The sequence below is a fragment of the Chryseobacterium sp. 3008163 genome (assembly GCF_003669035.1).
Lineage (GTDB): Bacteria > Bacteroidota > Bacteroidia > Flavobacteriales > Weeksellaceae > Chryseobacterium.
Map to the genome: position 1 here is coordinate 2,999,790 of NZ_CP033070.1, position 13,940 is coordinate 3,013,729.

Sequence of the window (13,940 nt, forward strand, 5' to 3'; positions counted from 1 at the left end):
TGTTTAAAGTTTTGAATGTATAGTTTAAAGTTTTGAGTATCAGACCCAAATCAATCAACTAGGAAGTTTGAAATTTCCGTGTGCAAAGATAATATTTTTGCAGGGTTTATAAACAAAAAAACTCCCCGAAGGAAGTTTTAAATTATATAATTTGTACTGTATTACAAAATCTTTGCAAGTTCTGGATGATTGTTTTTTATAGCAATATCCTTAGCCGTTTCTCCGTTAGAATTTTTAACAGATTTGCTTGCACCTTTTTTCAGTAGTGCTTTTGCCATATCTATTCTTCCGTAAGTCGCAGCAACTATCAAAGGAGTATTGTTGCCACATACTCTGTTGACATCTGTCGTGTTATTGATTAAAAAGGCAAAATTATTTTTTCTTTCATGTCTTACAGCAAGAGAAAGAAGGTCATAAGATCTGTCTTTGATGTTGAAACATTTATTGTATTCTTCTTGTGTAAATGCTGTTTTAAATCCCTGAAGATTATCAGTTTGGAAGATTTTCATTTGGTCTTTAGAGACTTGCTGAGCAAATAATCCGTTTGCGAAAATTGAGATTGCAAGAAGCAAAGTAGCCGATATAATCTTTTTCATAAAATTTATTTTTTCAATTAATATACAAATCTAAATATTTTTTTTGATACTTTTAATTATTAATCCAATTCATTGCTTTTTCCAAAACTTCGTCTTTGTTGTTTTTGATTCCGGCTATGGTAGGTTTTACTTCTACATCAGGAATAATTCCTATTCTTTGGGTTTCTTTTCCGTCGGGATAGTAAACTCCAATTCCACTAATCATCGTTGTAATATTTCCAGGCAGAACAAAATCTGAAACATTACCGTCTGCTCCTGCTGTCTGTGAACCAAAAACTTTTGAACTTGGGGCCGTTCTGAATGCCATCGTATGATATTCCGCACTACTCTGAGTAGTTTCATTGATGAGTATGGCAATTTTTCCCTGGTAAGAGTTTTTACCGGATCCGGGAATTACCAAACTTTTTGTAAAAGTAAAAAGCCCAGGTTGAGTATTGTTTGTATTTGAAAACTTAACAAATTCTGTTGTCTCAGGTTTTAATAGTTTCCCCATTTTTACGGTAACGAAATCTGATGGATAGCTTCTAAAATCAATCACCAAACCTTTTGTGTTTTTTATTTTTTCAAAAATCGCAGGAAGTTCATCAGCTTTTACACTTCCCATATAAAAATAAGCAACATTATTGTCGAGCATTTTGAAAAATTCTTTTTTCTCTCTTGTATATTTTAGCTCAGTACCGGTGTAGGTTTTAATTGTTTTTTCTTCTGTTTTCACATTTCTTGTCAACTTTATCTTAATGTTTTCGTTATTACTTCTCAATAAATTTCCAGCAACATCTCTCAATTGAGTAGGATAATTGGAACCTGGAATATACTTGAGTAAATTATTTACAAAATCTTCCGTTTTTACACTATTAATTTCTGTAATGACATCGCCTTTCTGAATTCCGGCTTCTTTGGCAAAATTTTCATTATAGAAATCATTGACGACAGCTTTGTTTTCTGCAAAAGTTAACTGTAGAGCGGTATATCTTGTCCCGAAAAAATGATGAATCCCTTTGTTGTAATTTGTGATATCTGCGTGTGTATCTCGTATTCTTGTGATTATTTCAAGGGAAGCTAAGGCGTATTCTGTTTCGTTTTTTGCGTTGATAAATTTGGGAATAAATTCCTTTAAAACATTTTTCCAATTTTCTTCAATGAGATTTTTATATGGAAAATAATACTGAATCATATTCCAATATCTATAAAGCGAAAGCAGGCGGAAACCTTCATCAGGATAATTCATCTGTTGATAAGGATTTTCATTTTTAAAATCGGGATTCCCTACTTGCCTAAAAAAATCTACATAATAGTTTGCTTGTGGTCTTTTCGCTTCTTTTAATTTTAAAAGTTCTTCAGAAAGTTCTTTTGAAAAACCTGAATTAGTAATCCAGTTTAGATCGGGTTTAAATTTTACATTTTCCGGCTCAGAATTTTTTGCAATTTGGTATTTGCCTAAATTTTTGATCCACTGTATAAGAATTTCGTCTCTTTTATTAAGTGAAACGCCTTTTGTCTTTTCGTATATTCTGAAAAGCTCATAATCCCAATTGTGATTTCCTTCTGCAACACTTGGATGATAGTATTTAAGATAGCCCCAAATGAGTCCAAGTTTTGTAAGGTAATCTACATTTTCTTTATCAAGATTTATATTTGAAATTTTTGAGCCAAGGTCAAACTCTTTGTCCAGATCAATTTTGGTTAATTTTTTTCGAAAATTTTAGCATCTTTAATGTCTTTTCCGTCAATCGTGATTTTTAGATTGTCAACCCACATTTTTCCTGTACCAGAAAGTAAAGCACCAAAAACTATTTTCTTGGTATTTTCCGGAGACATATCAAGCGTTACTTCATATTTTTTCCAATCATTTGTTCCTTTTAAATTTACTTTTTCCATGTTGTCAAAAGCAATCTCAGGATCTATTCTTAGCCAAAGACCGGCAAAACCGTCAGAAATATTTTCTGTTTTGATATAACCGGAGAGTGTGATTTTTTTCCCTGCATAATTTTCGGGAAGTGTATACATTAATGCTTTAAATCCTGAGTTTTCTGTTGTATGAAACAAAACCGAAGTTTTTCCTTCTTGTTTTTCTTTTGCATCTGCTGATATTTTTGCAATGCTGCCACCAAATGTTGTCCATTGAGAAGGGAGATCATTTTCAAAATTTTCAAAATTAAGATTTTCAATTTTCTGTTGTGCAAAAGAATTTAAACCTAACATTAATAAGGCTGAAATTAAATATTTTTTCATAATTGAAGATTTTATTTGAGTGAGTGTTTTTTTTTGAAAGTATAGTTTGTACAAGTTTTTAAGATACTTGTAGTTTTGAAAATTAAATTTAAAAGTAAACTGTTAAAGAATTTTAATCTTTTACGTATTCCAAAAGATCGCCGGGCTGACAATCGAGAATTTTACATATTGCTTCTAATGTCGATAATTTCAAGGCTTTTGCCTTCCCCGTTTTTAAAATGGAAAGATTGGCTTGTGTAATTCCTATTTTCTCTGCAAGTTCCTGAGACTGCATTTTTCTTTTCGCCAACATGACGTCTACGTTGATTATGATTGGCATGGTTTATATTGTTAAATCGTTTTCTGACTGTAAGTTGTAACCTTTTTTAAAAAATTCTACAATAAATAAAATGAGAACTCCGAAGAATAAAAAAGGGATGGCAGAAAATGCTGTATTGCCTAAATCGTTGATGCGGAAAATGCTTATAACAATCATTGCAACTGTATACAGAATATTGAGCAAGCCAAACCTTTTCAACCAGAGAATAGCTTTTAAATTAAACACTTTTTCGTTGCTGATTTCTTTGAAAATATTATAACTGCTGTAAAAAAAAGCAATCATAAAAATACCTCTCACGGTATTGCTGATGTAGGTAGTGAGACTAAAAATACCTGTTATCAAATTCTGAGTTGTAAAGGGAACATAAAATTTGAACTTCATCAGATCATCAAATTTTACGGTGTAGTGGTTTTTTGCCCATCCAACATCATTTCCGATGATATAGAAATCTGATAACATCGAATTATTGGTTTTAAAATTATAATAAGATGTGGCATAGCCAATTTGTTCGTAGATAAATTGAGCTGACAGAATAATAAACAATACAAAGAGGAAATAGCCTATGTATTGAGAAAGAGAATTTTTTCCGATGATTTTCATTGTTTTAATATTTTATTATTGCAAATGTATAAATATTTATTGTTTTACGATAATTAATTATTAAAATTATTTTATTTGAAATTAAATTTATTGAAATCGTATTTTTAAGGCGATTAATTTTAAGATGAAAAAATATTTAAATTTTCTGAAAAAAGCGTTTAGCGAAGAAGAAACTGATTATACCAAAATCAGTATCAGAAGTGCTGTTCTTCTTTTAGCGATTCCGATGATGCTGGAAATGGCCATGGAATCTGTCTTTGCTCTGGTTGACCTTTATTTTGTTGGTCACCTCAAAGAAAGTGGTTTTGCCATTCAAACTGTTGGTCTTACTGAGTCTGTGTTGACCATCATTTATTCTATAGCTATCGGAATGAGTATGGCCGCAACCGCAGTTGTGGCAAGAAGAATCGGTGAGAAAAATCCTGAACAGGCTTCCAGAAGCGCGGCTCAGGTGATTTCAGTTTCATTTGTTGTGACTTCTGTTTTGAGTATATTGGGAGTGGTTTATGCAGAAGAAATCTTGATTTTGATGGGTTCAAAACCGGATGCTGCAGCATACGGAAAAGATTTTACAAGAATTATGATGGGAAGCAGCGTGATTATCATGCTGTTATTTTTAATTAACGGAATTTTCAGAGGTGCAGGAAATGCTGCCATCGCCATGAAAAGTTTATGGATTGCCAATATTGCCAACATTATTCTTTGTCCGATTTTGATAAGAGGATTGGGTCCGATTCCTGCAATGGGTTTAACTGGAGCTGCAGTTGCAACAACCATCGGGAGAAGTACAGGAGTTCTTTATCAGTTGTATCATATTTTTATTGCTGATTCTTTGGTGAGAATCAAAACAATTTATTTTAAACCTGATTTTAAATTAATCATGTCCATCATAAAAATTGCCATGCCCGGAATATTCCAGTTTGTCATCGCTTCATGCAGCTGGATTTTTCTTGCAAAATTGGTCGCAACAACCGGTGGGGAAGATGCATCGGCAGGCTATCAGACAGCACTTCGATTAATGATGTTCTTTATGCTTCCAGCCTGGGGATTGAGTAATGCGGCTTCAACTTTAGTCGGACAAAATATGGGTGCAGGTGAAATGATCCGTGCAGAACAATCTGTTATGAAAACCGTAAAGTACAATGTGATTTTCATGCTTTTGGTGAGTTTGCTGTTTTTAATTCTTGGCGATTTCCTTGTTGGTTTTTTCACGGAGCAGATTGAAATAAAAAATTATGCTAAAAATGCATTACACATAATGAGTATCGGTTTTGTGTTTTATGGAATAGGAATGGTAACCATTAATGCTTTCAATGGAGCAGGAGATACGTGGACACCAACTTGTCTCAATTTTTTCGGATTTTGGATGTTTCAGATTCCTTTGGCTTATGTGTTGTCAAAATATTTTGAAATGGGTCCGAAAGGAGTTTTTATTTCAATTCCTGTGGCAGAAACATTGATAACAATCATTGCTTTTATTTTATTTAAAAAAGGAAAATGGAAGAATGTGAAAGTGTAACTTATTTATTATAATATATTTAACTGCAAAATCTTTTGACTTCTTGTTGTTAATGTGTAACTTGTGAAGAATAACAAATTATAATATTATGGGAAAAGGAGACAGAAAGTCAAGAAAAGGGAAAATCATCTTAGGAAGCTACGGAAAGAAAAGACCTAGAAAAGCTTCAAAAGCTTATTCAGCAGCTGCTGAAAAGTCAAAAGACTAAAAATAAAAATGACCGAAGATTATTTCTCCGGTCATTTTTTTATGTTTAAAATAAGTTTACTTTCCTCCGAAAAGTCCTCCAAGTAGATCTCCCAATCCTCCTTGTTGTTGTTTTTGCTGCTGTCCACCGCCTCCAAGTACACTTCCTAAAATATCATTCAAAGGATTTCCTGAAGATTGTGATTGTCCGCCGCCTAAAACACTTCCCAAAATATCGTTTAAAGGACTAGATTGCTGTTGCTGAGCCTGATTTTGAGCACCTCCCAAAATTCCTCCAAGAAGATCACCAAGGCCACCGGCTCCCACATTATTCTGTTGCTTTTCTTTCCCTATGTAACCCATGATTACTGGAGCAAGCATCGCCAAAATGGGTCCGATTTTGTCAATAGAAATTCCGGTATTCTGAGATAATTGGTTTTCTACATTGTTTTTTTGATTTCCGAAAACGTGAGAAAGAATAGATCCACCTTCGTCTTGTCTGTTGTCAAGTTGAGATGTATCATCTAAAATACTTCCGTCATGGTCTTTATCTAAAGCATTGTTCAAAGCTTCCGCTTCTTTCGCATCCTGAGATTTATTTCTAAGATAAGAAATAACAAGTGGGGTAGCCACTGCCAAAAGTGCAATAATCTGGTTCTTGCTTATACCGAATTTGTTCTCGGCTTGTTCAGCTACTTGATTTCCTGTGTTTCCTGTTAAAAGGTCGATTAAATTCATTGTTTTTGTGTTTAAATTTTAAAATTGTTAGAATATCAAAGTTATCAAAATTCTTGAATTAAAAATTTTTTTAGATTAAAATGAATGTTAAAGTTTGCGAATTTCTGAAAGTGGCTGATATTTCAGTCGGAGTTGTATAAATTCTTTTGATTGCTCAATTAAAGCTTCAACATTATCCTTACATTTTATGTTGTCTAAAGTAAATTCTATACATCCTACATTATCGGTAAGCCAAGGAAGCATATAATAATACAAACCACCTTTGTATAATTTCTCCTGATGAAATTTTTTTCCTTGAGGAGTTAACGAAACAATATAAAGACTTAAAATGTATATGAATGGAATAAACAAAGGAGCAAATATTAATTTTTTCAAATTGTATTTACTACTCAATTGCTTTATTCCTAAAGCAATAAAAACTGTAAAAATTAAATAAAACGGAATAAAAAAACATAATTGTCTGAAACTGCATAAAATGTCGCAAAACCAAGCGTGAAACAAGAAGCTATGAACAAAAATAGAAAGCTCTTTTTATAATTTTTGAATAAATAAATCATTCCACTAATGGCAAATACAATGAATAGATTAAAATTATAAATCAAATACAATAGAGATTTTGCGACATCTTTTACTAAATCAGAAAAGCTTTGTTTAAAAGTGTTTTCTACCCAAGGTCCGCTTTTTGATGTGAAAACATATTTCAATTCAATATTATTAAGATGATTTGTGTAAAACATCAAAGAAAAAATAAAAATAAAGGAGATGAAAGATAAGATAATGCTCTTGCGTTCAGATTTTAATAAATAAAGGAAAACCAAATATGCAGGAATCAGCATAATATTCTGGATATGAACCCAAAAACTTATGCTCAATAAAATACCAGCAGCCACAATGTATTTTTGAGAATTACTCTTTAATGATTTGATTGAATAGATAAAAAAAAGAATAACCCAAAGAGCGTTGAAGGTGTAAACTTCTACTGTTTCTGCACTCCGCCAAAATGTGAACCCCAAACCAAAAACGAACACTGAGGTTACTGCAATCCAATTTTCTTCAATAAATTCTTTTATCAGATAGAATAGTGCACTTACCGTAATAGCGGCTGGAATGACAGACATGAGTCGCATGACCGAAACACTGTCAAAGTTTAAAAATTTTGTAAAAACTACGGCAGTATTAATATACAGAAAATGAGCAAGTGGTGTAGCTATAGTTAAAAATTCACGATTTTCTACATCCAAAACAAATCCTATACAGTCTCCAAAAGATATTTTGGAAAAACTACCTATATAATAAATTAAGAAAAAAGCAATAAAAACTAAAAAAGCTAAAGTTCTTTTACTCATAGATTTAATTCTTAAAAATAGGAACATTAGAGCAAGCTTCCCCAAACATCAAGGATTTTACAATCGGTTTCAGTTGTTCAACTAATTCTATGTAGGCATTTTCAGGAATTTCTTTATCAGAACAGCCTTTTACCAAAACTCTTTTGTCTTTCAAATCATCAAAATCATGTGTTTGAATTGCATTATGCATCAAAAGAACTTCCAGATCTTCTTTATTTCCGAAAATTATCTTCTTTGTAACATCGGTTAATTTTGCAGTAATAAGAAAATATGCCCAAAGCGGAACAATTGCATCTGCAGAATTGTAGATGTAAACATATTGATCTTTGTACTCTTCAGGATTGATAGCAGCCACTTTTTCACGGAAGTCCTTTTCCTTCAAAATCATTTCCATGAAAAGAAAATCTTTCAAATCAATTCCTTTTCTGATGCCTTTCGGAACCAAATCTGTAAGGTCAAAATTGACCAGTCCGCTAGACGCAATTTTATTTTTTATTTCAAATTCTTCTGACATTTTTTATCATTATCTTTGAAGCAAATTTACTCAATTATTATTTGAATTTTGATGTTTGAAACTGTTGTTTCAATAGATAAAATCATTTATCAATTATCGTTCATGAAATACTATATCATTGCAGGTGAAGCTTCCGGAGATTTGCACGGAAGTAATTTAATGAAATCCTTAAAGCAGAAAGATCCCAACGCAGAATTCAGGTTTTGGGGAGGTGATTTGATGGAAAAACAAGGTGGAACTTTGGTAAAACATTATCGTGATCTTGCTTTCATGGGTTTTCTTGAAGTTGCAATGAATTTAAAAACAATTTTAAATAATATTAAATTCTGCAAAGCCGATATTAAAAATAATATTCCAGATGTTTTGATTTTGGTTGACTATCCGGGTTTCAATTTAAGAATCGCAAAGTTTGCTAAAGAACTCGGGATTAAAGTGGTCTATTATATTTCGCCCCAACTTTGGGCGTGGAAGGAAGGTAGAGTAGAAACCATCAAAAAATATGTAGATGAGATGATGGTCATTCTTCCTTTTGAAGAAGATTTTTATCATAAACATAACGTAAAATCTCATTTTATAGGACATCCTTTGCTTGATGCAATTTCGACGTTGCAAGATGTTGATATTGAATATTTTAAAAAAGAAAATAACTTAAACGAAAAAGAAATTATCGCATTGCTTCCAGGTTCCAGAAAGCAGGAAGTTGAAAAGATGTTGGAGATTATGCTTTCGGTACGACCTTATTTTAAAGATTATCAGTTCGTTATCGCGGGAGCTCCAAGTCTTGAAAAGGATTTTTATCAGAAATATGTGGACGAAAATGTGCATTTTGTGTCCAACAGAACCTATGATTTGTTAAGATGTTCTAAAGCTGCATTGGTAACCTCTGGAACAGCGACTCTTGAGACGGCATTATTAAATGTTCCGGAAGTTGTTTGCTACCGTGGAAGCAAGATTTCTTATGCGATTGCAAAAAGATTGGTGAAGCATATCAAATATATTTCGCTCGTCAATCTAATTATGGATAAAGAAGTGGTTAAAGAATTGATTCAAAGTGAATTAAATACTAAAAGTCTTGTTGAGCAATTAAAATTAATTCTTGAAGGCGACTCAAGGAATTTGATGCTCAAAGAGTACGAAACTTTACGTACAAAGCTTGGGGGTAAAGGTGCAAGCGATAATGCTGCAGATATTATTCTGAAAATTAAATAAACTTTTTACGAAAGATTTTCATTTTTTCATTACTTTAGTAGTACAAATTGATGAAAATTGAACCGACAGCCATTGCTAATATTAGTTTGCTGCTTTATTCTTGGAATTTTATTTCAGGATTATTTTTCTTTTAAACAAAATTTCATTCTTACTGTTGCGGTTTTCTGTTTCTTTATTGCGATTTCTACATTCATCAAATCATTTTTTATCTCGAAATTCAATTCAATATTACTTGGGTTATTCTTTTTCGGATTGGGAATCTGTTTGCATTATTTAAATTTTCCAAACGCTTCTCAAATTTCATTTAAATCAAATGAAAACATTGTTTTTAAGATTTCTAAAAAATTAAACTCAACAGAAAAAAATAAAAAATACGAAGCAATTGTAAAGATTGGAAAAGAAACTTTTAATGCAATTGTATTAATTCCAAAAGAGAGTAAAGAGCTTGATTTTGAGCATTATTACAAAGCTAAAGCTTATGTAAGCCAACCTCAATCTTCGCAGTATGATTTTCAGTTTGATTATGCAAAATATCTTCATCGGAAAAACATTTTTTATCAATGTTATATTAATGATGAGGTAAGTTCAGTAATAAGAAATGATTTGTCTTTTGGTGAAAAAATCAGTCAGAAAAGACTGGAAGTTTTAAAGGAAATTAATCATTCTGAAATGTCACCGAAAAGTCAGGAATTTTTAAAAGGAATTATTCTGGCGGATCGCACAGAGATTGATTCGGAAACTTTGCAGGATTTTAACCGTTCGGGATTGGTGCATTTTCTTGCGATTTCCGGGACTCATGTTGTAGTTATTTTCGGGATGCTCTATTTTGTTTTAATGAAAATTTTGCCGTTAAGATTCCGAAAATCTGTAATCATTTTAAGTTTGGCTTTCATTTGGTTTTTTGCTTTGTTTATCGGTTTTGGGAGCTCGGTAATACGTTCTTGTATTATGCTTACGGTGTATTTTGTCTATGTATTGGTTCAGCGAAAACCAGATTTAGTGCACTCTTTAGCTTTATCTGCTTTCATTATTTTGATGATTGATACGCAGCAGTTTTTTGATGTTGGATTTCAGTTGAGTTTTCTGGCAGTGTTCGGGATTTTCTGGCTCAATCAGCCGATTTTAAAATATTTGCCAAAACAAGATAATTATTTCAAAAAGATTATTTTCAATACGGTTTCTATTTCGATTTCTGCTCAATTGGCGACGCTGCCGTTGGTTTTGTACTATTTTCACCAATTTTCTTTTATTTCAATTGTTGCTAATTTTTTCATCGTTCCGTTTTCTGAAGTAATTATCATTTTTTCATTTTTAGTGACAGGTTTGATGGCTTTGGGATTAGATTTCGGTATTATAAATTCGGGTTACAATTTCATCATCGATTTACTGTTAAAAATAATTCATTGGTTTGCTGATTTTGAATCTTTGTTTTTTGAAAACATCTCAATGAATTTCGTTGAGGTTGCCATACTTTTTATTGTCATTTACCTTTTGAGATTCGTGATTGTTAAATTTAATGCTAAAAGATTTGCGCAATTTTCTTTGGCAATTTTATTCTTTTTTATTTTGAGAATTTCGTTTACAATTTATGAGAATCAAAAAGAAGAAATTTTGGTTCATCAATATAGAAAAAGTAATGTTGTTTCGGTTAAAAAAGGAAATGTAGTCTGTTTTTGGATTCAACACTGGGATGATGAAAAGAAAATTCGGCAATATATTATTAATCCTTACGTGTCTTCTCGAAGGGTGAAAAATTTTAAGATTAAACAACTTCCTGCTTTATCGGAAAAAGTGGTTTTTAATAACCAAGTTTATAATTTAAAATAATATCGATTTTTTAAATTTTTCTCGCATTTTCAATATATTCCATAGTTATTTAGAAAGATTACAAACTGCCTAATAGTGAGATTTCTCACTTTTTAGTTTTGTTAACATTCCTTAATTTTGTGGAAAATCAAATTTAAACTCAATATGGCAGGTTTAACAAGTTCTTCGATAGGAAGGAAATATGCGATGGCGCTTTCAGCAATGTTTTTGCTGATCTTTTTGTTGATGCATTTATCCACCAATATGACATCTGTTTTCAGTGAAGATGTTTTCAACTCAGCTTCTCATTTTATGGGGTACAATCCGGCGGTTCAGTTCCTGATGCAACCTATTTTGATGTTTGCGGTAATATTCCATTTTGCAATGGGGTTCATCTTAGAAATAAGAAATAACAAGGCACGTCCTGTAAAATACGCCGATAACAAAGGTTCTGCTAACTCTACATGGATGTCTAGAAATATGATTATTTCTGGTGCTGTGATTTTAGCTTTCTTGGTATTGCATTTTTATGATTTTTATTTTCCTGAAATGAATTACAAATACATTCAGGCAAATACACCAGATGAAACTAGGTATTATGCTGAACTTCACCACAAGTTTCATGATCTTTGGAGAGTGATTCTTTATGTAGTCGCTTTTGGATTGCTTGGTTTACATCTAGCACACGGATTCCAGTCTTCTTTCCAATCAATTGGAGCAAGACATCCAAAATATACACCGGTAATTAAGGCTTTTGGAAATTGGTATTCTATCCTTATTCCGCTTGGGTTTATTTTCATCGCAGTTTTTCATTACGTAACTCAATAATTTCAATATACTAATATGAGTAAATTAGATTCAAGAATTCCAGCTGGTCCACTTAAGGATAAATGGAAAAATCATAAAGACCATATGAACCTTGTTGCGCCTAACAACCGTGATAAAATTGATATTATTGTTGTAGGTACAGGTTTAGCAGGGGGTTCTGCAGCAGCTACTTTGGCTGAGCAGGGATATAATGTGAAAGCATTTTGTTATCAGGATTCACCAAGAAGAGCGCATTCGATTGCGGCTCAGGGTGGTATCAACGCTGCTAAAAATTATCAGGGTGATGGTGACTCTACATACAGACTGTTCTACGACACCATCAAAGGTGGTGACTATAGAGCAAGAGAGGCAAACGTTTACAGATTAGCTGAAGTTTCTGCAAATATCATCGACCAATGTGTTTCTCAGGGAGTTCCATTTGGTAGAGATTACGGCGGACAATTAGATAACCGTTCATTTGGTGGAGTTCAGGTTAAAAGAACTTTCTACGCAAAAGGACAAACTGGTCAGCAGTTATTATTAGGTGCATATTCTTCATTAAGCCGTCAAATTGGAAAAGGAAGAGTAAAAATGTACAACCGTCACGAAATGCTAGAATTAGTAATCGTAGATGGAAAAGCAAGAGGAATTATCGCAAGAAACCTTGTAACTGGCGAAATTGAAAGACATTCTGCTCACGCCGTGGTTATTGCTTCAGGAGGTTACGGGAATGTATATTTCCTTTCTACCAATGCAATGGGTTCAAACGTTTCTGCAGCTTGGAAGATTCACAAAAAAGGAGCGTACTTCGCAAACCCTTGTTATGTGCAAATCCACCCGACTTGTATTCCGGTTCACGGAACTCAGCAGTCTAAACTGACTTTGATGTCTGAATCACTTAGAAACTCCGGAAGAATCTGGGTTCCTAAGAAAATTGAAGATTCAGTTGCAATCAGAGAAGGTAAATTAAGACCTGAAAATATTAAAGAAGAAGATAGAGATTACTATCTTGAAAGAAGGTATCCTGCATTCGGAAACCTAGTTCCTCGTGACGTTGCGTCTAGAGCGGGTAAAGAAAGATGTGATGCTGGTTATGGTATAGAAAATAACGAGACCAAAGAAGGTGTTTATCTTGATTTCTCAACAGAGATTATCAAAAAGGTAAAGAAACCGCTATCGAAAAAAATATTCAAAATCCTACAGATCAACAGATATACGACCTTGGAAAAGCTTGGATTGAAGAGAAGTACGGTAACTTATTCGTAATGTATGAAAAAATTACTGCGGATGATCCTTACAAAACTCCAATGAAGATTTATCCTGCCGTTCACTACACAATGGGTGGTGTTTGGGTTGATTATAACTTACAGTCTACAATTCCTGGATGTTTCGTAATCGGTGAAGCCAACTTCTCAGATCACGGAGCAAACAGATTGGGAGCTTCAGCATTAATGCAAGGTTTGGCAGACGGATATTTTGTTCTTCCATACACCATTGCAGATTACCTTTCTGCAGACATTAGAACAGGAGAAATTCCTACGACTTCTGCCGAGTTTGACGAAGCTGAAAAAGAAATTAAAGACAAAGTAAACTTCTTTGTAAATAATAAAGGAACACATTCGGTAGATCATTTCCACAAAAGGTTAGGACACATCATGTGGAATAAAGTTGGAATGGGAAGAACTCCTGAAGGTTTAAGAGAAGCTATTGCAGAAATTGATCAGGTAAAAAAAGATTTCTGGAAAGACGTGAAAGTAATGGGTGAAACTGAAGGGATGAACACCGAACTTGAAAAAGCGTTCAGAGTTGCAGATTTTATCGAATTAGGACAGTTAATGGCTATCGATGCATTACACAGAAACGAATCTTGTGGTGGGCATTTCAGAGAAGATCATTCTACTCCTGAAGGTGAAGCAGAAAGAGATGATGTCAACTTCAAATATGTAGGAGCTTGGGAATATCAGGGTGATGATATTAAGCAAGAAGTTCTGCATAAAGAAGATCTTATCTATGACAACATCGAAGTTAAAGCGAGAAGTTACAAATAATCTCCAACCTATAAATATAA

General features: G+C 33.0%; 14 protein-coding genes and 1 pseudogene. 6 read left to right on the forward strand and 9 right to left on the reverse strand.

The window, feature by feature from the left end:
• Positions 1 to 161: 161 nt before the first annotated feature.
• The 5 genes from EAG08_RS13695 to EAG08_RS13715 form a co-directional block, all read right to left on the reverse strand.
• The gene (locus EAG08_RS13695; RefSeq protein ID WP_129535929.1) at positions 162 to 596 is read right to left on the reverse strand and encodes an ankyrin repeat domain-containing protein; all 435 of its coding nucleotides are present in this window, start codon (positions 594 to 596) and stop codon (positions 162 to 164) included.
• Between the two features lie 52 nt (positions 597 to 648).
• The gene (locus EAG08_RS13700; protein WP_129535930.1) at positions 649 to 1,824 is read right to left on the reverse strand and encodes a S41 family peptidase; all 1,176 of its coding nucleotides are present in this window, start codon (positions 1,822 to 1,824) and stop codon (positions 649 to 651) included.
• 455 nt (positions 1,825 to 2,279) lie between these two features.
• Positions 2,280 to 2,828, reverse strand: a complete 549-nt coding sequence (locus EAG08_RS13705) for a hypothetical protein (RefSeq protein ID WP_129535931.1) — start codon at positions 2,826 to 2,828, stop codon at positions 2,280 to 2,282.
• Positions 2,829 to 2,940: 112 nt separating this feature from the next.
• Positions 2,941 to 3,147, reverse strand: a complete 207-nt coding sequence (locus EAG08_RS13710; RefSeq protein WP_129535932.1) for a helix-turn-helix domain-containing protein — start codon at positions 3,145 to 3,147, stop codon at positions 2,941 to 2,943.
• A gap of 3 nt (positions 3,148 to 3,150) precedes the next feature.
• On the reverse strand, positions 3,151 to 3,747 hold the full coding sequence (locus EAG08_RS13715) for a DUF2975 domain-containing protein (RefSeq protein WP_129535933.1): 597 nt from the start codon (positions 3,745 to 3,747) through the stop codon (positions 3,151 to 3,153).
• A 124-nt stretch (positions 3,748 to 3,871) separates the two neighbouring features.
• Here EAG08_RS13715 and EAG08_RS13720 point away from each other — a divergent pair, with 124 nt between their 5' ends.
• Together EAG08_RS13720 and EAG08_RS13725 are read left to right on the forward strand one after the other, a co-directional pair.
• A complete protein-coding gene (locus EAG08_RS13720; protein ID WP_129535934.1) occupies positions 3,872 to 5,266 on the forward strand; it encodes an MATE family efflux transporter in 1,395 nt (464 codons plus the stop codon).
• Positions 5,267 to 5,354: 88 nt separating this feature from the next.
• Entirely contained in the window at positions 5,355 to 5,474 is a 120-nt protein-coding gene (locus EAG08_RS13725) for a 30S ribosomal protein THX (protein ID WP_129535935.1), read from the forward strand.
• Positions 5,475 to 5,530: 56 nt separating this feature from the next.
• Here the strand turns inward: EAG08_RS13725 and EAG08_RS13730 are convergent, their stop codons facing one another.
• The 4 genes from EAG08_RS13730 to EAG08_RS13745 form a co-directional block, all read right to left on the reverse strand.
• Positions 5,531 to 6,190, reverse strand: a complete 660-nt coding sequence (locus tag EAG08_RS13730) for a DUF937 domain-containing protein (RefSeq protein WP_129535936.1) — start codon at positions 6,188 to 6,190, stop codon at positions 5,531 to 5,533.
• A gap of 87 nt (positions 6,191 to 6,277) precedes the next feature.
• On the reverse strand, positions 6,278 to 6,541 hold the full coding sequence (locus tag EAG08_RS13735; RefSeq protein WP_129535937.1) for a hypothetical protein: 264 nt from the start codon (positions 6,539 to 6,541) through the stop codon (positions 6,278 to 6,280).
• 77 nt (positions 6,542 to 6,618) lie between these two features.
• Positions 6,619 to 7,536 carry a protein O-mannosyl-transferase family gene (locus EAG08_RS13740; protein ID WP_164998576.1) on the reverse strand — a complete coding sequence of 306 codons (918 nt, stop codon included), beginning with the start codon at positions 7,534 to 7,536 and terminating at the stop codon, positions 6,619 to 6,621.
• 4 nt (positions 7,537 to 7,540) lie between these two features.
• On the reverse strand, positions 7,541 to 8,050 hold the full coding sequence (locus EAG08_RS13745) for a DUF2480 family protein (protein WP_129535939.1): 510 nt from the start codon (positions 8,048 to 8,050) through the stop codon (positions 7,541 to 7,543).
• A 102-nt stretch (positions 8,051 to 8,152) separates the two neighbouring features.
• Between EAG08_RS13745 and lpxB the strand changes: the two genes are divergently transcribed.
• The 4 genes and pseudogenes from lpxB to EAG08_RS13765 all read left to right on the forward strand — a co-directional run bounded on the left by lpxB (position 8,153) and on the right by EAG08_RS13765 (position 13,920).
• Positions 8,153 to 9,259, forward strand: coding sequence for a lipid-A-disaccharide synthase (gene lpxB, locus EAG08_RS13750; protein ID WP_129535940.1), 1,107 nt, complete (start codon positions 8,153 to 8,155; stop codon positions 9,257 to 9,259).
• A gap of 72 nt (positions 9,260 to 9,331) precedes the next feature.
• Positions 9,332 to 11,086, forward strand: a complete 1,755-nt coding sequence (locus tag EAG08_RS13755; protein ID WP_228446576.1) for a ComEC/Rec2 family competence protein — start codon at positions 9,332 to 9,334, stop codon at positions 11,084 to 11,086.
• Positions 11,087 to 11,230: 144 nt separating this feature from the next.
• A complete protein-coding gene (locus EAG08_RS13760; RefSeq protein WP_129535942.1) occupies positions 11,231 to 11,893 on the forward strand; it encodes a succinate dehydrogenase cytochrome b subunit in 663 nt (220 codons plus the stop codon).
• Between the two features lie 15 nt (positions 11,894 to 11,908).
• Positions 11,909 to 13,920: pseudogene (locus EAG08_RS13765) on the forward strand (fumarate reductase/succinate dehydrogenase flavoprotein subunit).
• Positions 13,921 to 13,940 lie beyond the last annotated feature (20 nt).

Bases quoted from the DNA above. Each gene is read 5' to 3' on its own strand.
- EAG08_RS13715 (WP_129535933.1), bottom strand. From the start codon at position 3,747: ATGAAAATCATCGGAAAAAATTCTCTTTCTCAATACATAGGCTATTTC.
- EAG08_RS13720 (WP_129535934.1), top strand. From the start codon at position 3,872: ATGAAAAAATATTTAAATTTTCTGAAAAAAGCGTTTAGCGAAGAAGAA.
- EAG08_RS13700 (WP_129535930.1), bottom strand. From the start codon at position 1,824: ATGAATTATCCTGATGAAGGTTTCCGCCTGCTTTCGCTTTATAGATAT.
- EAG08_RS13705 (WP_129535931.1), bottom strand. From the start codon at position 2,828: ATGAAAAAATATTTAATTTCAGCCTTATTAATGTTAGGTTTAAATTCT.
- EAG08_RS13725 (WP_129535935.1), top strand. From the start codon at position 5,355: ATGGGAAAAGGAGACAGAAAGTCAAGAAAAGGGAAAATCATCTTAGGA.
- EAG08_RS13730 (WP_129535936.1), bottom strand. From the start codon at position 6,190: ATGAATTTAATCGACCTTTTAACAGGAAACACAGGAAATCAAGTAGCT.
- EAG08_RS13760 (WP_129535942.1), top strand. From the start codon at position 11,231: ATGGCAGGTTTAACAAGTTCTTCGATAGGAAGGAAATATGCGATGGCG.
- EAG08_RS13695 (WP_129535929.1), bottom strand. From the start codon at position 596: ATGAAAAAGATTATATCGGCTACTTTGCTTCTTGCAATCTCAATTTTC.
- EAG08_RS13740 (WP_164998576.1), bottom strand. From the start codon at position 7,536: ATGAGTAAAAGAACTTTAGCTTTTTTAGTTTTTATTGCTTTTTTCTTA.
- EAG08_RS13745 (WP_129535939.1), bottom strand. From the start codon at position 8,050: ATGTCAGAAGAATTTGAAATAAAAAATAAAATTGCGTCTAGCGGACTG.
- EAG08_RS13710 (WP_129535932.1), bottom strand. From the start codon at position 3,147: ATGCCAATCATAATCAACGTAGACGTCATGTTGGCGAAAAGAAAAATG.
- lpxB (WP_129535940.1), top strand. From the start codon at position 8,153: ATGAAATACTATATCATTGCAGGTGAAGCTTCCGGAGATTTGCACGGA.